Source organism: Bradyrhizobium sp. AZCC 1678 (assembly GCF_036924765.1).
GTDB classification, from domain to species: Bacteria; Pseudomonadota; Alphaproteobacteria; order Rhizobiales; family Xanthobacteraceae; genus Bradyrhizobium; species Bradyrhizobium algeriense.
On sequence record NZ_JAZHSE010000001.1, the window covers coordinates 5,588,771 to 5,606,441 of the forward strand.

The following is a 17,671-nucleotide window of genomic DNA, read 5'->3' on the forward strand; positions in this document are numbered from 1 at the left end:
ATTGCGGGAATATGCCTACGTAGACTGAAGCGGCGGTGAACCATGTCTCGCGACCTTCCGATCTCAGGACCGTCTCTGGCTGACAAAGTTGCGCTATGGCTTTCGACAAGCCGCATGACCGATGGCCTTTGGATCGGAAGCTCACATGGTGACCCTGAACCTGCGCTACAACGTGTGGAAGCCGCGCTTAAACTAATGGAGCATTTTGCTCCGCTTCATTACCGACGCGTCAAGAGTAGCTTATCTCGAATTTGGGTGACGCTGGTTCCGCATGGAGCCGGCTGCTATCTGCATTCCTTGAACGCCTGCTTGCTCGACGAGCGCGTCATCGCTTCTGAAACCACAACGCTCGAATGGATCGCATCCGCTATCATACATGAAGCGACTCATGCGAGGCTAGAGAAGCGGGGCATTCGCTACGACGAGTCGGTCCGCTATCGGATCGAACGGAGTTGTGCTCGAAGAGAACTGGATTTTGCTCTGCGTCTGCCAGACGCCGACGCCTTGTTGGAAGAGATCAAATGGAGGCTCGAACGGTGCAATGAGGAGAATGCGTCCTTTACCGATCAAAAAATGTGGGAGGGAATTGAACAGGGCAACGAAGACATGCTCCGTCATCTCGGGACGCCAGAATGGGTCATATCTTCAGTGTTCAAGGCGAGAGATCTAGTGGTATGGCTTCGCCGCTTCACACGACGTATAGCCGGAGCTTCTTTGTAATGATCGCATAGCGTTGGGACGACCGTTTCTGGCCCTAAGCCGAAGGGCGGCTAAGCCATTGTGATGTCGGCTGTCGAGGGGAAACCGGAAGCCGAGCCGCACTTGTCTCGACCGCCGCTTTTGACCCATAGCCGACCTTGTTTCGAGCGGGGAATGCTTTCCTACTGGTGCGATGCGGCAGCGTCGCTTAAACGAGTTAAGGACCAAACCAACGTTGCCGAGGCTGAAGGTGTCAAACGTCAAGCGTGCCGCCGAACTCGAAGCTATCCGCCGAAAGCTCATTCCGCTGACATCGTACCGTCGGCTTCTGAACGGCCCCGAACACGTGTCGGGTTGGTTGGCGGTCGATCAGTCGATGATCGACACTTTCGCTGATGCCACTAATGATCATCAGTTTATTCATACCGACCGTCAACGAGCTGAAAGCGAGACGCCATTTGGAGGAACAATTGCACATGGATTTCTCACGCTATCGCTCCTGTCGGCACTCGCTTTCGATGCGATGCCGGGCGTCGAGGGGACACGAATGGGCGTCAACTACGGGTTCGAGCGGGTTCGTTTCCTCAGCCCGGTGAAATCTGGAGCCCGAGTGCGGGGTAAATTCCGTCTCATTGGATTAACCGAGCGCGCGGTGTCAATCCAATCAGCGTGGGACACGGTGGTAGAGGTTGAAGGTCTGATCAAGCCAGCTATCGAAGCGCACTGGATCACCTTGGCGCTGATTGATCCAGACGGACCGCCAGTCCGAGCGGGCTAAACTCGATTGCCGCTTCTGCCCCTTCTGCGACTTCCTGCGACGTCCGCTATTGCGCCGCTATTGGCTGACAAGCGGACATCGGGTGCGCGGCCCCAATCACCCGATTTATGGTGCACGGCCTAACTCTTTGCGCACCTGAGAACAGTCTGGAATCTTGCATCTCTGCAACCCTTTGGGTCCTAAGAACCACCCCCTAGGTGTGGGTGACGCGCGACCCCCCGCCTTCGGTAGATACAAAATTTCAAAGGCGACTTTCTTTTCTCGGATCGCCTCGTGGCTACGATGTGGAGCCACGTGCAAGGGCGACTGCAATGGGCTGTAGCGCAATAGCTCTTCGTCCGATCCTGAAAGCAATTCAATCGTCTCAGGATTCCGCCGATGCCCGCTCCCCCGCTTTATCCCGCCGACTTCCGCACTGCGCTATTTTCAGCGCCAGCACGGAAGCGCCGCAAGAATCCGCGCACCGTTACGATGCCCGAGCATGTCGGGCCGCATGTGAAGCTCGTCTTTGCAGAAATGGCGCGACAACGAATGACGTATGACTCACTGGAGGAGCGAAGTGGCGTCCGCCGGGCCACCACGAAGGCGTGGCGTCGAAAAAACCGACCCGGCCTCGAAAGCCTTGAAGCTGCGCTAGCAACGCTTGGGTTCGGTTTTTGTCCGGTCCCTGCTCTTGAAGCACTGCCGCCCGAACTCGCCGGTGAACTTGCCGCGCTCGCGCTCAAGCTGAGAATGAACATCCCCCAAACCTGGGCTGCGCTGATCGATATCGGCGTCGAGCAGAAGCTCGTCCGCATGCGCGCCGACGAACGCGCTGCTGTGTTGGCGGAGCATGACACACGTCGATTGCGCCATGACAACGACAACACACCGCAACAGCGAGCCAGCGAAAGCGCGGTCTCAGCGACTTAGGGCGTGGACTCACTAACGGCCCGGTTCGGCGCTTACGAGGCAGAAGCGGACATCGGCCGGTCGAGGCGCCCTCGGCTGAGTCCGTTGAAAATGACCCAAAGCGGAAATCGGTGCACTGGCCTCAGATCATCCTGCGCGCTCGTTTCGACTCCGAGTACCGGGAAAAGACCTTCAACAACCAAACCGATTGGTTATACTGGACTGCACGTTACCCCATACTCTGCTATTCGAAGACATTTGACAAGCTGACGATGGAGGCGTTGATGCGAGTTTGCCTGATCTTGACCACCTTCTTGGCGACATTGATGGGCTTCTCGGCACAAGCTTATGCAGGCAAGTTCGTTGAGTTTGAGAGCGGAGAAGCTGAGTCCAAACGGGTCCGGCTCATTGGATATCTTGCCCGTCCTGAGGGCAGCGGGCCTTTCCCGGCGGTTGTCGTCTTGCACGGCTGTGGGGGCTTTCACCAGGATATGCTTGCGTGGGCGGACAGGCTTCGCCGCTGGGGATACGTTGCGCTCGCGGTTGACAGCTTCGGACCTCGCGACATTGAGACGAACTGCGCTGCCTTTGCTGACCAGCCCGCCGACGCGTTCCGGGCACTCGCATACCTGAAGACAAAGCCGTACGTACGCGCGGATCATGTTGCGGTCTTGGGGTTCTCCATGGGAGGGATTTCGGTACTGGCTGCCCTGGAACAAGAATCTATCTCCGGCCTGTACCCAGACAAATTCAGCGCCGGTGTCGCGCTTTATCCCAAATGCAGCAGTTCCACCGGTCTCATGACAGCACCGACACTGGTGCTCATTGGTGCATTGGACGACTGGACTCCCGCGTCGGACTGCGAGGCGATGGCCGCAGGGCGCAGCGAACTAGGTATCTCACGGTCGCCCGGCGACCGTTCGTTGGTGCAGTTGATTATTTACCCGGACGCCCACCACGGTTTTGATTTGGCAGGGCTCAGGTTTACGAAGGGGATAAAGTCTTCGGGGCATCATTTGGAATACAACGATGCTGCGACACGGGACTCCATTGAGAAAGTGCGCGCGTTCTTTCGACAAACGCTCAGCAACGAATAGAACCGCACGGATATCCTGTCGCGCAAGTCCGCTGCTGGCCCCAAGCAGAACAGCGCCTTAGCCGTTGTAAGGTCAGCTGGCAAAGGCAGACCGGACGCGAGGCCAAGCTTGCCTCCACCGCCGCTTGTGACCCAAACCGGACTTGGCGCGCGGCGCGCCTCTTGAGCTTGAGTACTATAAACTCAGCGGACCCAAATGGCATCTGCCACGGCCAATTGCAAAAGCAACGGAGACACGCACATGCAAAACCTTGCCGGACGGACAGCCTTCGTCACCGGAGCAGCATCCGGCATCGGATTAGGAATCGCCACGGCGCTGTCGCAAGCGGGCGTGAAGGTCATGTTGTGCGACATCGAGGAAGAGGCGTTGGCAACGGCGGTCGCGAAATTGAAACTTACCAACGCCGACGTTGACGGCGTGAGAGCGGATGTATCACTTAAAGCAGACCTCCAAGCCGCAGCGGATGCCACCGTGTCGCGCTACGGAAAGGTTCATATTCTGGTCAACAATGCGGGGGTCGCCGGCGGCCGGGGTTATGGTCATTGGACAGATGCGGGTTGGAATTGGGTTCTCGACGTCAACCTGATGTCGGTGATTTGGGGCATCGAGATTTTCGGTCCGCTAATCGAGGCGCACGGCGAAGGAGGGCAAGTTGTTTCCACGGCGTCCGTCTTCGGGCTGATTGCTGGAGGAAGTCCGCAGTATGATGTGAGCAAATATGGAGTGGTGGCTCTGTCCGAAGGACTGCGTAAGGCGCTCGCGCCGCGGAAAATCGGGGTATCCGTTCTATGTCCGGGCGTTGTCCGCACTCAGATCTTTAATTTTCGTCGCAACGTGCCGCAGCGGATCGTCGAGAAGATCGGCAGTCCGCCGACGGAAGGACCGATCGCCGATACTATCAAGGCACTCCAGGAGCGGACCAACAAATTTGGCATCGATCCGCTCTATGTCGGCGAACTGGTTCGCGAGGCAATCGAAAATGACTGGCCCTACATCTTCACCGACACCGAGCACGAGGCCACGATCGACAGGCGCTTCGCCGCGATCAAGCAGGGCTTCGACCGCATCCGCGGAAGGACGCCGCGGCGCTAGCTATCGCAGCTGCTGACGGCCGCTTCTGGCCCCAAGCAGAACAGCGCCTAAGCCGTTGTCATGTCGGCTGATAGAGGCAGACCGGACGCCGGTCCATGCTCGTCTCGACCGCCGCTTGTGACCCCGTTGCGGACATCCGGCGATTGCCACATTGGTCGCGATCTATCAATACTGTCGCTCAATATCGGGTGCGATCACCTTTCGTGACCACTTGGATGGAGGTTCTTCGTGGACGTCAGATTAAGCGTGTTTGTAGCAACAATACTGGTCTCAGGTCTGTCGGTGGGTCCTGCCTTTAGCCAGGGAGCCTCGTCCGATTCCTCGGCCTATCAATATTCACAGCCGATCGAGCCCACATTTTCCGATATTTCTTATGCCACGCTGTCGCCGTCGCAAAAGCTCGATCTGTATTTGCCGGCGGCCCAGGACAGGCCGGTCCCGGTAGTGATTTGGATTCATGGCGGCGGGTTCCGAGTCGGCGACAAGCACTCCATGCCACGACGCAATTTCGGCCCCCCACCCACACCAGAAGGACCAGATGGGCCTTATCAAATTCAGGTCCCAGATGTCGCCGCGCTGACCCGCAAAGGCTATGCAGTCGTGAGTCTCAATTACCGCCTCCTTCGCCGCCCTGGCGCCGCGTTTGTCGACTTCGCCCTTCCCGCCGTTCAAGACGGCAAGGCCGCCGTGCGCTTTCTTCGTGCCAATGCAACGAAGTATGGTCTTGATCCTGAGAAATTCGCGGTCTGGGGCAATTCAGCCGGAGGCTTCATCGCCGCGATGTTGGCTTTAACCGGCCAGGAACCCACCGCCTTCGACGATCCGACCCTTGGTAACTCTGATATCTCCAGCGCCGTCCAAGCCGCCGTCATCTGGTACGGGGCGATCGAGGTCAAGAACTTGAGTATTGCTCACTACATTACTGCTGCAAAAGTCATCCCCCCAATCTTGATCGCTAACGGCGACGCGGACACCAGCGTCCCCGGAGTCCAAGCGATTCGGCTCAACGACGAACTGCTGAAGAAAGGGGCGAAGTCTACCCTCACCATTTTGCCGGGCGCACATCATGAGGACCCTGCCTTCATGGCCACGCAGATGCTTCCGACTTTCAAGTTTCTCGATGCCGCTTTCGGCCAATGACTGATCACTGAATGTCCGGTTCTGGCCCGAAGTCGATGTGCCCATTTTGGCCGCGCATGTCGGCCTTCATGGGGAGAGCCGACCAAGCGCGGATGGGTCGGCGAGGTCATCTTTTGATCCTTAGCGAACGAAGAGGATGGCACTATCTGCAACTGGTGTTGGTCGCAATTCGCAGCTCGATGGCGGATCGGTGTTAGCGCAATCCGCCATGTCACGACTAAAAGTGGCGGATCACGCTTCACTGATCCGCCAGACTGCCTGCCAGTAAAAGTGCAGAACAGCCGGTGACTTACCATCACACACCACGAGACAGCCATAGATACGTTGTGCCATCTCTGAGCCTCTCAATAGCTCGGCGAGCGACGAGGTGGTCGATGTCACTGGGTGTCAGGCCGATATCCGCCAGCTCTCTGTCACTCAGGTTGTGCAAACTCTCGACTTGGCGCCGTTTTCTGAACGCACGCCAATATCCTTGGAGCAAACTCAAGACGCTCCGCGTCGATGGGACTGGTGGTCCAGCCGCTTCCTTTTCCGAGGAAGCGTCTCGCAGCGCTGCGATGGATGCATCGGGGCGCGCCTCGGCCAAAGCATTGCCCGGGGCGTCTTTCACCAAAGCGATGGCGAGGTCGCGGCGGAGCCCTTCGGCATCGCGTCCGGTTTCGGATGTGAGGTTCGTCTGTTGGGGTGACATCGGATGCTCCTGCTGTTGTGCCGGCAGGGAGCGTGACCAAACAAAAGGCCCCGTCCGATGCCGGCGGGGCCTGGTAAAAAGATCGCGTCGTCAAATTCCTAGCGCACGACTCCTTCCACGGCCCAGCGAGAGCGGGTTACGTTTTTACGGGTCCACGATGCGCACGACGTTTTGATCATGAAGCGTAGTTACCACGGAGATCGCGCAAAATCAAGGGGTGTGCCGGTGCTACTCGCATCCTAGAGGCGAGCTGGCCTGACCCGACGCGAAGTCTGCCTTGTATCGGTAAGGGATACCAAAACGGGCCTGACGACTTTGAGCAGATTGCGCACATTACTCGCGTCACCATCGCTCTGACAAAGCAAGAACAACAAGTGCAGCGGGGCGCTTCGGCGGCCGAACCCCGCTGTGACTTTTGCTAGAGGTCGAAAATGTCTGAAACTTTCCTCTCCCGACGAAAGATCGCATCGCGCGGCGGTTTCTCGCCGAATACGCTCAAGAACTATGCTGAACGCGGGATTGGCCCTGAGTTCGTGAAGGTCGGCGGTTCTTGCCGCTACAGCGTGACCGCATTTGATGCATGGCTTGCGCATCACAAGGTCGGAGCCGCCCAATGAGCCGCGCCAGACTTATCGCAGACCTTAAGGCTGCGACTACCGACCTCGCAGCGGCGCGCCGAGCGCTCACTGATGAACAGTTTCGTGCGCGACATGGCATGGCGCACAACCTCATATTCGCGGCGCACGTTGAGCACACGACTTACCATCGCTGGCTTCGCATCGGCGAAGCTCTCGCCAACTATCGCTGATCACCACCCTGCCCGCACCATTTACGAAGGCTACGTGCAATGAAAATCCTGAATCACCTCTTCGGAAAGAAGACTCCCTCTTCCACCGCCATCGCTGCCGAGATCGAAAAGGCGCGCGCTGAGCACGCCGCCGCCGTCGCTAAGTGCGGGGCCGCACTGGCTGGCCTTTCGACCATGAGTGATGCCGAACACATCAAGGCCGAGGCCGAGTACCAGGCACAACGTCGCGCCGCAGATCGCGCTGAAGCTCGTGTTGCCGACCTGGAAAAAGCGCATGCCGAAGCCCTGGCGGCCGAAGCGGAAGCCGAGAAGCGGGCCGAGGCGGAGCGGCTTCGTGCTCGCGTCGAAGCAGCGCGCAACGCAGTCGAGGTTGAAGCCGCCAATCTTCTTCGCTCCTACGATGAACACGCCGCTGCGATTGCGGATGTGCTCACGCGCCTTGACGCGATGAACGCAGAAGCGGACGCGGTCAACGAAGCTGGCCGGCATACGCCGGGCTTCGAGCCCGTCCGCAACACCGACGCGGCACATCGCAAGCACCCGGATCGGCTCCCGAGTGAACAGCGCGAGAAGCGGCAGTGCTGGGTCTTTAAGTACCCTGCCAGCCCGCCCGACACCGAACGGGTGAAGTATCAAGCGGACGTCGCGCGCGAAGCAGTAGTTGAAGCGACTATCAGTCCCGACACGGGCAAGGCAATCCCGGTCCCGTCTGAGCGATACAACTACTATGGCCGCGAGCTAATTATCAGGCCTCTGCTTGAAACTCGCGAGATCGTTGTCGAGCGGACCAACTTCAGGTCCGGACGCACCGAGAATCCTCTGTCTGCAATCCATTTGCCGCCCGGCTTCGCATCCGGCAAATCACACTGGCCGCGTCAGCAGTGACACACTGCGCTTGAAGTCGACTTGCACTATCTCGCCAAAATTGGCGGGATGGTGTGCGGCAAGTCACGTTGTGCGAGACGGTGGCTGCCGTGCAGAGGAAGCGCAAAGTCTCCAACGGGCCTCTAGCGAAAGTCATTCGAATCTCGTTCGCCACCGGGCGACGCTGACTGTGATGATCATTCGGGCAGCCCGGCTCGTCGCAATCCTTCTTCCAATCGCGAGAGGTCCTCGGCAAGCCGATAAGGACCCCGCACATCTTTTAGAGTGGAAATACGCAGCGTGGGATTGAGTTGCCGCAGCCGAGCCATTGCCTTGTGTGCTTGCTCCGGCCGTTCAGCCATTGCGTTGCTCGCGGCGGCGTTGCGTAATGCAGGTTGAAAGTCCGGATTGTCCTGCAATGCCATCGCCGCCCACGACGCTGCTTCGTCATAGCGACCCAGGAAGAAATGTGCATGCGCGATCCCGTTTCGCATTCCCATCAGCCGCGGATCAACTGGATTCAGGTGCATGGCACGTGCGAAGCGCTCGATCGCCACTTCCGGCTCGCCGAGCCATATTTTCACCCAGCCACCACAATACCATGCCTCAGCCAAATTGGAATTGAGCACAAGGGCGCGATCGATTAAGGCGGCGCCCAGCTCAAGATCGCGAACAATATGCGCTAACGCCCACCCGGCGGCAGCGAGCGCTATCGTGTCATCCTTGCCCAGTTCGACCGCCCGCTGAGCGAGCCTTTTCACTTCGGCAATCTCGTTCGCCGTAACTGAAAGCCAGCCATTGGTCTTGGCAAAGGCATAGCAAAAGGCAGCACGACCATAGGCAGAAGCAAATTCCGGGTCGAGATCGATCGCGCTGTTGAACAGGCGCAAAGCCTCGTCGTTCGCTTGACGGTTAGCAAACTGATAAAGCTTCGCCAAACCGCGTAAATAGATTGTATAGGCGTCGAGACTCTCGGTCGGCTTGCGCTTGGCGCGCTCGATCTCAGCTTGCTCCACAGCCGGCGCGATCGCTCCGACCACCCTTTCAGTGACCCGGTCCTGCAGCTCAAAAATGTCGCCGAGCCCGCCATCAAACCGGTCGGCCCAAAGATATGCTCCGGTGGCGGAATCGACGAGCTGTCCTGTGATGCGCACGCGGTTGGCCGTCTTGCGAACGCTGCCTTCGAGCACATAGCGCACACCGAGTTCACGCCCCACCTGCTTCACATCGACCGCGCGTCCCTTGTAAGTGAAGCTTGAATTGCGGGCGATGACAAACAGGGCCTTGAGATGAGACAGCGCCGTGATGATTTCCTCAACGATTCCATCGGCAAAGTAGTCCTGTTCCGGATCACCGCTCAGGTTCTCGAACGGCAGCACGGCGATGGAGGGCTTGTCCGGGGGTGGCGGGGCCGCACTCAGCCTATTGATCGGCGCGCTATGCGCCCCTGCGCGTACAGCGTAAGCACGGATCGGCTTGGAGATGTTTTTGAGCCGCTGTTCGCTCCGGTCCTCGAAGCCAACCCGCAGCTTGCCTTCGACTTCGCTGTACACCTTCTCCGAAATCAGGATGCCGCCCGGATCAGCGACCCCTTCTAGCCGGACCGCGATGTTGATCCCGTCGCCAAAAAGATCGCCGTCAGCCCCGACGATAACCTCCCCGAGGTTAATCCCAATGCGTAGCTTGAGGGAGCTTTGGCCTGACGCGATGCTTTCCTGTATCTCCAGCGCGCATCGCACCGCAGCCGACGGGCTTGCAAACTCCGCCAACGCACCGTCACCCGTGGTCTTGATCAGCCGCCCGTCGTGGCGGGAGAGGCCAGGCTCGATTACTTCGCGCTTGAGCCGCTCGAACTCGGCGTAGGTGGCTTCCTCGTCGTGTTCCATAAGCGCGGAATAACCGACCACGTCGGCGGACAAGATTGCCGCTAATCGCCTTTGAACCCGGTGCTCCGTCACTGCGCCCTCCGAACGACCAGACCAACCGCGCCGCTGGGGCAAGGAGAAGCCTAGCACTTTGTTGTCGATCTGTGAGCGGTAATCGCCGGAGGGCCCTATTGCCCCAAGCGGCATTTGCTTGATTCCGATAATTCAAAAATGCCTAGCCCGCTAGCCGATTGCCAGCCAGCCACGGCAACTTCAGATAGTTGAAAACTTCAGGTAGTGGCCGACTTCAAATGGTAGCCAATTGGCTAGAGATTGCGGCGAAGTGACATGCCCAAATCAACATCGACCTCGTTACAGCTTTCCCCGCAGACGGGCCTTCGTGCTATGCCCCGGAGGGGCCAAGACGATCACTTTGAAATCGAGGAAGCCATCTTTCCCCTCGTAGATCGAGTATAATTCTGCAGCAACAGCGATCCCGTTCGATACTAAGTCGCTGATTATCTCTGACGCAACGTCTCGATCCAGATAGCCTATATGCCACCGGCCGATGCGGCGACTAAGCCAGCCCTTTTGCTCCGATACTCCAATAACCGCGATGGCGTTGGAGTCGTGCGGATTATCCGGTCGGTGCTCAAGCTCGACACCATACTGTAGACCTTTTGCTTCCGCCTTTCGGGCTGCGCGCGCAAAGGCGATAGCATCTGCTTTCCGATGATGAACACCGACGACGCTTTCGGCGAGCGTGGTTTGTACCCATTTGCCATCAGGCATATGCCGATCTTGCGCGTAGCGCACTGATCATGCCCCCCTTTCATTAGTGAGGCGTGATGGTCGCCTTCGCAGAAACATAATCAGACCAAGCAGCAGCCACCACGCAGCTACTGTTAGCCATACGAAAGGAACGTATTTTGCTTCGACTTCTTGATTGATGTTCTTCCAGACATCAAAGCCGTCAACGAGGGTGAGGCGCAGGGGTTTGTCTTCCACCATCGTGCAATCGGAGCCGGTGTTCGTCTTTTTAGTGCGGGTACCGACCAGCCGTTTGTTGGAACGGTCAACCGTGTAGACGTACTCTACGCAATCAGTGTCAGTGCGGAATAGAATTGTCGTGCTGTCCCATTTAGTGATGTCGTAACTGTATGTCTCCAAGTGTAGCATATTGCCGAAAGATATTTCTGCCTGAGCAGCGGTGCACGACTTCTCTTCCCTGATGCATCGAATTTTGGATGTCTGAATAGGGAAGGCTTGTCGAGCATTTTCCATCGTCCATGTACCGGACGCCATTACATATCCGCGATCCCAAGAGTCTGTGTAAACCGATATGCCGGAACGCAGCATGATAGGATTCTGCGCCGTAATAAGTAAGTTTGCCGCGATGATAATCGCGAGTGTTCCTGCGAGACCAATGAAAAGAAACAGTACGCCCAAGCCAATCGCTTTGAAAAACCGCACCAGTGCCCCCCTGCTTTATCTCAATCCTCTTACGCGACGTTCCTTCTTTTTACGACCTGTGGTTCTTTGGGCATGTGAAAGACGAGTGCCATGGGTCGCGATTCCGCAGCTCGGACTGGGCCACGAGCCTCGGAAGACAGGCCGCCCACACCCAAAGCGTCAGTGCTGCTGACCCAAAGAAATCACTTCAGCACCCTTGATGTCGTACTTGGAACCCCCATGTCCTACCAAATGGGGTAGGTATGGATGACGGTTTCAGCAGAAAAAATTGCAGAGCTGCGCGTAAAGAACCTTGAGATGCTTCAGAGCTTGATCAGCCGGATGGCTGGCTACGGGGCATCGTTCAAGTCCTATTGCATTACCGTCACGACCGGTGTGATCGGCTTCGGCCTCACCCTCCATAGTCCTGCTGTCGCCGCACTAGCGTTGCTCCCAGTGTTGGCGTTCGCGGCAGCCGACGCGCAGTATCTCCGTGTTGAGCGCCGTTTTCGCGCGCTGTTCGATATTGTTCGCAAACAAAAATGGGACGAGATGCCCCCTTTCGACATCAGCCTCGAAACGGCACCGCCTCAATCATTTCTAAGTGCTGCCATCTCCTGGTCGATCGTCTGGTTCTACGCACCGCTGGCGATTGTCGTCCTCCTAGCGGTGCTCGGAGTCAGGGTCTATGGCTAACATCTTCGATCCAAAATATTCGTACTTGGCTGGGCTCGGCGTCGCGTCAAGACGCAACACTCTCCTTGACTTGGTTGAACCACCAACGACGACGCCGGGAATCAGCCCGACAACCCAAACTCTGGCCAGTCTCTTGTCGGCATCGCCTCCAGCGCCGCCGACCAATCCGTTCCTTCCGACCCGGCCTCTCTTTAACACCTTCCTTGGCTCAATCGAGAGCCCCGCTCCCACGCCGCGACCAGCCGCACCGCTCTACGCGCCGCCTAAGCCGAAGCACATTGCACAGGAAACGATAAGGAGAGCGTTCTTCAGCTTCCAGTTCGACGGCGACATCATGCGTGTGAACGCCGTTCGCAACGCATGGAAGATCGATCACCCGGACAGCGCGACTAACCGCAGCTTCCGCGACAGCAGCCTCTGGGAAGCGCGGAAACTCGAGTCCCCTGAAGCAATCAAGAACCTGATCCGCTCTGGCGTGCTCTACACTTCCGCAGTGTGCGTGTTAGCCGGTTCGATGACTTGGGACCGGCGGTGGGTGCGGTACGAGATCGCGAGAGCTATCATCGACGATCGCGGTCTGCTGACGGTGCACCTGAACAACATCAGACATCACAGGACGAAAGCCGTTCATCCGCGCGGCCGCAATCCGCTCGCACACATGGGCATTGCGAAGGTCCAGCGGCACGCGAACATGCCGCCTCAGTACTTCCTCTACGAGATGTCATTCGCCCCCGATGGCATTGGCGGCTTGGTGGAGAATTGGACTCCGTACAGCGACTACACCGCCTCCGTGAAGAAGCCAGCGTGGTTGACCGACCCCGCCGTGGGCTACGTAATGCCTCTGTCGAATAATGCCTCAGAATACGATTACGTGCTCGACCATGGCCACCGCAACATTGGAAGCTGGATCGACAAGGCCGCGAAACAAGCAGGTCGCTGACTCTGGGATTGGCATTCGAAAGGCCGATGAAACGGGCTCAGGGCACGTCGCCAGCTTTGCGTGACCCGCCAACGCCGTAGGGCTTGTTGAGAAAGTAGTCGCGATTGCCCAGCGCCTTTTCTGCATACTGATCAATTGCGACCGTAATTGCCTGGACGTGGTGGTAACACCAACCTTCGCGCATCGCCCGGTGACGCACTTCGGCGAGCGCGTTAATCCACGGCGAGTTGTCAGCTTTCTCGTCGAACCACTTCAGCGGCTCTGCCATCACCAACTCCGGCCGCCAAGCACACGCCCTTTCGTTGGCCCGCCCTGCTCCTTCTTGAGCCGTTCACGCTCAGCACAAAGGTCGTCGATTTTGGCGTGCATCCTTCCAAGGAGGAGTTCAGCCGAGGCGGTAGAAATCCCTGCCCTTTGAAGCTGGAGGATTTCCTTGCGCTGTCTTCCGACCTGGACGCGCATGTGCTCGATTTCGGAACGGACGCGATCTATGCCCATAGCGCTCCTTCATTACCCTCTGGATTGTCCGCACGAGCCCCTCCGCCCTGCGCTCTAGCTGGTCGTAAAGACGAAGGCGCCTGAATAGGATCTCGATTTCACGATCTCTTTTCATGAGGTGAGTATTAGCACAAATCATGAACAAATTAGCAAGCCGCTAGGACTAGGGGTTGGTCGCCTGGATGCCCCCAGCCCTCCCTGCGCAAGGGAGAGTATGGTCGTAAAAACCATCGAAATATCAACGCGGTGGGGTTGAGATGTCCCCCGTGGTGTCACTTCGAGATGGACGGCTCAATAAAGCCCTATAACTCAATAAATCCCTATAAAGTGTCAGTGCCGCAAACGCGGCTTGGGGGAAGAGTTGTTCGGGTGGCAGCGAAAACGCGCAGTCGGGGCCGTCGTTGATGCGCTTCGGCCAACAGTTGGAACGATCCAACACCATGGTGTGCCCGCTCGCTTTTGGTCCCAACCCTACGTCGCCGGCTTTTTTCAGTTCATGATTGGCCATCACGCCAAGATGGCAACGCGAGGGCGTATTACCGGGGCAGATTTGGGGCTTCTGCTGACCGAGGTTTTCACAGAGCTATCGAACATGAACGGTGCTGCAATCGCACGGCGCGCGAACGAATTGCATGCAGCGAATGATCCCGAGTTCAACCGAGGAGCCGACGATGCAGCGGCTGTTTGTTTCTATCAACTGCGTGTCTTAAAGAATGAAGCCAACCACCCGTTGGTTCAGGTCGCCACTCATATTGCTTCCGCTAACAAAGCGAAGGGCGAGAACCGAGAATACATCCTTTCGATGATGTACATGGCCTCGCTGTTCAAGGAAGTAGACAAGTTCCGTCACGACGATTCAAACTGAAAACCGAGTAATCGCTTGTTACCCTCGCCCTTGGGCGCAGGCCCATTACTCCGGCAGATACGGTTCTTCTTGCGTTACGGCACGACAAACAGCGCGATACCACGCAAGACCGTTTGTGCCCTTGCGCACAGGCGCGGTGAAGGCTTTTGATAGATCGTCATCGTCGTGCATAAATGATCCTGACAGACCTCGCTTGCAATCGTATAGCTCTTTCGTCCGAAGCCCGTTAGCGATCAAGTTATGGCTTTCCATGTAAAGCTCACTCTCCGACCGTCCCCATTGTTTGCAATGTAAGTAAGCCGGGTGTGCCAACCTAACGTAAGGATACTTCCACGAAACCATTTTGAAGGGGTAGGTCATGCCACTAGCTTTGGTCTGCCTACTCTTCACCTCAATTTGCTCAATCGGCAGATCAGGCTGCCCAAGTTGAAGAAGGTCCGCCGGAGCAGGATATTTCCCATCGGGCCGGTCGCAGTAGCTCTTCAATATTCCGAGTGACTTTAGTTGCTGCTTCATCACGTCGGGATTGTCGATGCGCGTCGAGATGACCGTAAACCTTCCCGGAGAAATGAACTGCACCGTTTTCAAATCAAACGTCAGGGTGTCGTTTTCTGTAGGAATTTCGAGAAAGCGCTTCTGCTGATCCTCAGCGTGCGTCGGGCGAGAAGCTACGAGCAATATGGCGCAGATCACCGGTAACCAATAAGCAGGTCTTTGACATTGAGCGCATTGCATCCAGACACGCGTTGATCAGGTGGAACGATCTTAACTCACACCAAACTTGCTGCAAGCGCAGGTCGGCAGTGTCCAGCGCCTTCGCAGCCGTCTTTACGGCGTGAAGGCGGAAATCAGTGCCGCGCCAAATGTGTCCAGCGACGCTCTCGACAAGATTATTGCGAGAGCAGCGAAAACGATTGGCACGCCGACTTCTAGGATTTTCCGCGCCCGCCTCAATTCCCGGGGTAGCCGCCTAATCCCAAGTCGCTGTTCTGCTTTCAGCACGGCTGCATCTGCAGCTTTTCTTACCTCAATGTATGGCTCCCACCACGGGTCTGGGTCCGATGGCCCTTCTTCGTGCTCGCGTTGGCCATCTGCGATTTCCTCATCCGTGTCTCGCGCCGCTTGCAACGCCGCTCGCACTCGTTCGGCTTCCACATACTCAACAACTAGTCTTGCGGCCTCTCGATCGCGAAGCACATCTGTAGCTGCGCGCAGTACAAAACTAACCAGAAGGAGCACAACCGTCAAAGATAGAAGCATGGGCAGAACATCCACCCGATTGCCAAAGTCGAGCGGGATCAGACTGGTGGATTGAAAATTCACCTTGAACAGTACGGCCGCTGCACAAACTACTGAAGCAATGATCAGATGGCGACCTGTGCGCGTTGTCTCTGCGCGCAACGGATCACCGTACAGCCCCTCCAAAAACCTGCTCAGTTCTTTAGCGGACCCATCAGGGCTTTCATCTTTCTCAGGGCTTTCGTCGTTCACTTGCCACGTAGTCCTTCTTACACCTTCTTGCCACGCGAGGAACGGCATCAACCAGCTCGTCGGCTTCCAAACCTGTCATGACGACAGCTTATCAATCAGCTTCATCATAATGTCGTCAGTCGCGCCGCCTCTCCAGTCGGAATGGTTGGGGTCGAACTTGAACTTAATCCCGATGATGTCGCTGGGTATCCCTACGAACTTGGTATCGTCGAGAAAAATGGGAATCACGCTTTCATCTTGGATTCGCGGCGTGAAGTGCTCGCGCTCAAAGGTAGGCCAGATTTTCTTTGCATGATATTGGTCAAGGAGAACAAGAACATACTTGCTTCTCTTAGAAAAAATCTCCTTGAACTGCTCGGACCATGCTTTTCCTAGGAAATTTGCCTCAAACATTTCGTCAAAGAAATTAGAAACGTCTAGCGCAGCTAGGCTCTCGGAAATAAATCGCGCAAGTTCGCGATTCTCGCCAGCAAACGAAATTGCCACCTCGTATTCAAAATCCGGGCTCTCCTCGCGAAAACCGCAGTCCTGACGAAGCTGATTCCAGTCTAAATGCTTTATGAAATAAAACAGCGCCGGGTCCTCGATCGCAAAAGTCTTAGTCTCCGAGTTGTAGTAAAAGTGACGGGCAACCAACGGTTTGGAATCCATTAGGACTGCTAACCGCCGTTCCTTTATATTGTTGATGCTGCCCTTAACGTCGGGCTGGGCGTTTGCCATTTCATTTAGGTCCACAATCGACGACTCTTGTGACCCCACTTGCCGAAGCAGCTTGAAATATGGATCATTGCTCGGACGGAATCGCCGACCTCTACAAAACTCCTTAACGGCCGGATAGTACGCCGAGCGCAGTCTTTCGACGACCCTCTGCCGCACATCTCCAATGTTGAACCGTATCCGCGTGTGCTCCGCTGCCGTCTTGGTTACGTTCGCTGCGGCGCAGATGGACTGACATATTTGTTGTGTCAGCCAGTAATCTCCTCGCGTTTCTTCGTACACCTGCTCAGCGTTTTCGATCGTTATGTTGAGTCGCTCCGACCCACGCTGAACGAGTGCAGTGATGTCACTCTTTCGTCCCGGCGCGATCTTGTGAATCCCGGTACGCTTCGCGATGTCAGGAACGAGCTGGATAAGTTCCGAGCCAACTTGATTGATGCCGATGATGATCAGTTTGGGGCCGCTCGCTTGATCTCCCTGTTCTGCGGACAGCTTGGCGGTATCCGCGATCTGCTCCTGCAATTCGGACGACAGCCGATGGAAGTCGTCAATTACAAACCGACCCGAAATCTTCTCTCGAACGACCACTTCTATGCGGGTGACGTCTGGAGCATGTCGAGAGGTGAGATACTCTGTCTTTGCATCGTCGCCGAGTTCTTCGATGATGCGCCGAACAGTTGTTGTTTTGCCGGTTCCAGATTGCCCCTCCAAGATGACAGGTTTTCCCGTTCGCCGGACGTCGAGCAGTATCTCATTGTAATTGGGCGGTTGAACGAACGTAAATTCCGGCACCCCTTCAGTCCGAAAGACTTCCTCTAAGAATAAGACGTTCGCCATATTGGACTTCCTGAAAATTGCGGCGGGCTTTGACAATCAGGTCACACTCTACCGTCTTGCCACAACTTTGGGACCTATCCCGGGCGAGCCTGGCAACCAATAGGTGTGGTTATCCCCGGCGTATTTCAGAGAACCTGCGCGGCGCGCCCCTTGTCGTCGAGCCGAAAGCCGCATAGGGCGGCTATCTAGTCTAGATGCCGCGCCGCCCACGGCAGCTTGTCCGCACTGCCGCCCCCGTACAACCACGGGA

At 56.8% G+C, this 17,671-nt stretch carries 19 protein-coding genes; 11 read left to right on the forward strand and 8 right to left on the reverse strand.

Annotated features, from left to right (window positions below; all coding sequences use genetic code 11):
- Positions 1-114: 114 nt before the first annotated feature.
- The 6 genes from V1294_RS26870 (at position 115) to V1294_RS26895 (ending at position 5,697) form a co-directional block, all read left to right on the forward strand.
- Complete coding sequence (locus V1294_RS26870; protein ID WP_334501347.1) at positions 115-720, forward strand: hypothetical protein; 606 nt, start codon at positions 115-117, stop codon at positions 718-720.
- A gap of 229 nt (positions 721-949) precedes the next feature.
- Positions 950-1,477, forward strand: a complete 528-nt coding sequence (locus V1294_RS26875) for a MaoC family dehydratase (protein ID WP_442895387.1) — start codon at positions 950-952, stop codon at positions 1,475-1,477.
- Between the two features lie 378 nt (positions 1,478-1,855).
- On the forward strand, positions 1,856-2,389 hold the full coding sequence (locus V1294_RS26880; protein ID WP_334501349.1) for a hypothetical protein: 534 nt from the start codon (positions 1,856-1,858) through the stop codon (positions 2,387-2,389).
- Positions 2,390-2,499: 110 nt separating this feature from the next.
- Entirely contained in the window at positions 2,500-3,465 is a 966-nt protein-coding gene (locus V1294_RS26885; protein WP_334501352.1) for a dienelactone hydrolase family protein, read from the forward strand.
- 240 nt (positions 3,466-3,705) lie between these two features.
- Complete coding sequence (locus V1294_RS26890) at positions 3,706-4,557, forward strand: SDR family NAD(P)-dependent oxidoreductase (RefSeq protein WP_334501354.1); 852 nt, start codon at positions 3,706-3,708, stop codon at positions 4,555-4,557.
- Positions 4,558-4,785: 228 nt separating this feature from the next.
- Complete coding sequence (locus V1294_RS26895) at positions 4,786-5,697, forward strand: alpha/beta hydrolase (protein WP_334501356.1); 912 nt, start codon at positions 4,786-4,788, stop codon at positions 5,695-5,697.
- A 295-nt stretch (positions 5,698-5,992) separates the two neighbouring features.
- Here V1294_RS26895 and V1294_RS26900 read toward each other — a convergent pair whose 3' ends face one another.
- Positions 5,993-6,388, reverse strand: a complete 396-nt coding sequence (locus V1294_RS26900) for a DUF1127 domain-containing protein (protein WP_334501358.1) — start codon at positions 6,386-6,388, stop codon at positions 5,993-5,995.
- Between the two features lie 431 nt (positions 6,389-6,819).
- Here V1294_RS26900 and V1294_RS26905 point away from each other — a divergent pair, with 431 nt between their 5' ends.
- Both V1294_RS26905 and V1294_RS26910 read left to right on the forward strand, forming a co-directional pair.
- Positions 6,820-7,005 (forward strand): helix-turn-helix transcriptional regulator, encoded by a 186-nt coding sequence (locus V1294_RS26905; protein ID WP_334501360.1) that lies wholly within the window; start codon positions 6,820-6,822, stop codon positions 7,003-7,005.
- A gap of 230 nt (positions 7,006-7,235) precedes the next feature.
- Positions 7,236-8,081, forward strand: coding sequence for a hypothetical protein (locus tag V1294_RS26910; protein WP_334501363.1), 846 nt, complete (start codon positions 7,236-7,238; stop codon positions 8,079-8,081).
- A gap of 176 nt (positions 8,082-8,257) precedes the next feature.
- Here the strand turns inward: V1294_RS26910 and V1294_RS26915 are convergent, their stop codons facing one another.
- From V1294_RS26915 to V1294_RS26925, 3 genes are all read right to left on the reverse strand, one after another.
- The gene (locus V1294_RS26915) at positions 8,258-9,979 is read right to left on the reverse strand and encodes an adenylate/guanylate cyclase domain-containing protein (protein ID WP_334501365.1); all 1,722 of its coding nucleotides are present in this window, start codon (positions 9,977-9,979) and stop codon (positions 8,258-8,260) included.
- A 318-nt stretch (positions 9,980-10,297) separates the two neighbouring features.
- Positions 10,298-10,741: an HIRAN domain-containing protein gene (locus V1294_RS26920; protein ID WP_334501367.1), complete on the reverse strand. Its 444-nt coding sequence runs from the start codon at positions 10,739-10,741 to the stop codon at positions 10,298-10,300.
- A gap of 3 nt (positions 10,742-10,744) precedes the next feature.
- Entirely contained in the window at positions 10,745-11,398 is a 654-nt protein-coding gene (locus tag V1294_RS26925; RefSeq protein WP_334501370.1) for a hypothetical protein, read from the reverse strand.
- 246 nt (positions 11,399-11,644) lie between these two features.
- Between V1294_RS26925 and V1294_RS26930 the strand changes: the two genes are divergently transcribed.
- Both V1294_RS26930 and V1294_RS26935 read left to right on the forward strand, forming a co-directional pair.
- A complete protein-coding gene (locus tag V1294_RS26930) occupies positions 11,645-12,073 on the forward strand; it encodes a hypothetical protein (RefSeq protein WP_334501372.1) in 429 nt (142 codons plus the stop codon).
- Complete coding sequence (locus V1294_RS26935; RefSeq protein ID WP_334501374.1) at positions 12,066-13,013, forward strand: TIR domain-containing protein; 948 nt, start codon at positions 12,066-12,068, stop codon at positions 13,011-13,013. Before V1294_RS26930 ends, V1294_RS26935 begins: the two co-directional genes overlap by 8 nt.
- A 37-nt stretch (positions 13,014-13,050) precedes the next feature.
- Here the strand turns inward: V1294_RS26935 and V1294_RS26940 are convergent, their stop codons facing one another.
- Complete coding sequence (locus V1294_RS26940; RefSeq protein WP_334501376.1) at positions 13,051-13,281, reverse strand: hypothetical protein; 231 nt, start codon at positions 13,279-13,281, stop codon at positions 13,051-13,053.
- A 591-nt stretch (positions 13,282-13,872) separates the two neighbouring features.
- Here V1294_RS26940 and V1294_RS26945 point away from each other — a divergent pair.
- Positions 13,873-14,376, forward strand: coding sequence for a hypothetical protein (locus tag V1294_RS26945; RefSeq protein ID WP_334501378.1), 504 nt, complete (start codon positions 13,873-13,875; stop codon positions 14,374-14,376).
- A gap of 45 nt (positions 14,377-14,421) precedes the next feature.
- Here V1294_RS26945 and V1294_RS26950 read toward each other — a convergent pair whose 3' ends face one another.
- The 3 genes from V1294_RS26950 to V1294_RS26960 all read right to left on the reverse strand — a co-directional run bounded on the left by V1294_RS26950 (position 14,422) and on the right by V1294_RS26960 (position 17,421).
- Positions 14,422-15,054, reverse strand: coding sequence for a hypothetical protein (locus V1294_RS26950; protein WP_334501380.1), 633 nt, complete (start codon positions 15,052-15,054; stop codon positions 14,422-14,424).
- Between the two features lie 150 nt (positions 15,055-15,204).
- The gene (locus tag V1294_RS26955; protein WP_334501382.1) at positions 15,205-15,867 is read right to left on the reverse strand and encodes a hypothetical protein; all 663 of its coding nucleotides are present in this window, start codon (positions 15,865-15,867) and stop codon (positions 15,205-15,207) included.
- Between the two features lie 75 nt (positions 15,868-15,942).
- Positions 15,943-17,421 carry a hypothetical protein gene (locus V1294_RS26960; RefSeq protein ID WP_334501384.1) on the reverse strand — a complete coding sequence of 493 codons (1,479 nt, stop codon included), beginning with the start codon at positions 17,419-17,421 and terminating at the stop codon, positions 15,943-15,945.
- Positions 17,422-17,671 lie beyond the last annotated feature (250 nt).

Coding starts and splice junctions, on each gene's coding strand:
- V1294_RS26870 (WP_334501347.1), top strand. CDS start 115: ATGACCGATGGCCTTTGGATCGGAAGCTCACATGGTGACCCTGAACCT.
- V1294_RS26880 (WP_334501349.1), top strand. CDS start 1,856: ATGCCCGCTCCCCCGCTTTATCCCGCCGACTTCCGCACTGCGCTATTT.
- V1294_RS26890 (WP_334501354.1), top strand. CDS start 3,706: ATGCAAAACCTTGCCGGACGGACAGCCTTCGTCACCGGAGCAGCATCC.
- V1294_RS26900 (WP_334501358.1), bottom strand. CDS start 6,388: ATGTCACCCCAACAGACGAACCTCACATCCGAAACCGGACGCGATGCC.
- V1294_RS26905 (WP_334501360.1), top strand. CDS start 6,820: ATGTCTGAAACTTTCCTCTCCCGACGAAAGATCGCATCGCGCGGCGGT.
- V1294_RS26910 (WP_334501363.1), top strand. CDS start 7,236: ATGAAAATCCTGAATCACCTCTTCGGAAAGAAGACTCCCTCTTCCACC.
- V1294_RS26930 (WP_334501372.1), top strand. CDS start 11,645: ATGACGGTTTCAGCAGAAAAAATTGCAGAGCTGCGCGTAAAGAACCTT.
- V1294_RS26935 (WP_334501374.1), top strand. CDS start 12,066: ATGGCTAACATCTTCGATCCAAAATATTCGTACTTGGCTGGGCTCGGC.
- V1294_RS26940 (WP_334501376.1), bottom strand. CDS start 13,281: ATGGCAGAGCCGCTGAAGTGGTTCGACGAGAAAGCTGACAACTCGCCG.
- V1294_RS26960 (WP_334501384.1), bottom strand. CDS start 17,421: ATGGCGAACGTCTTATTCTTAGAGGAAGTCTTTCGGACTGAAGGGGTG.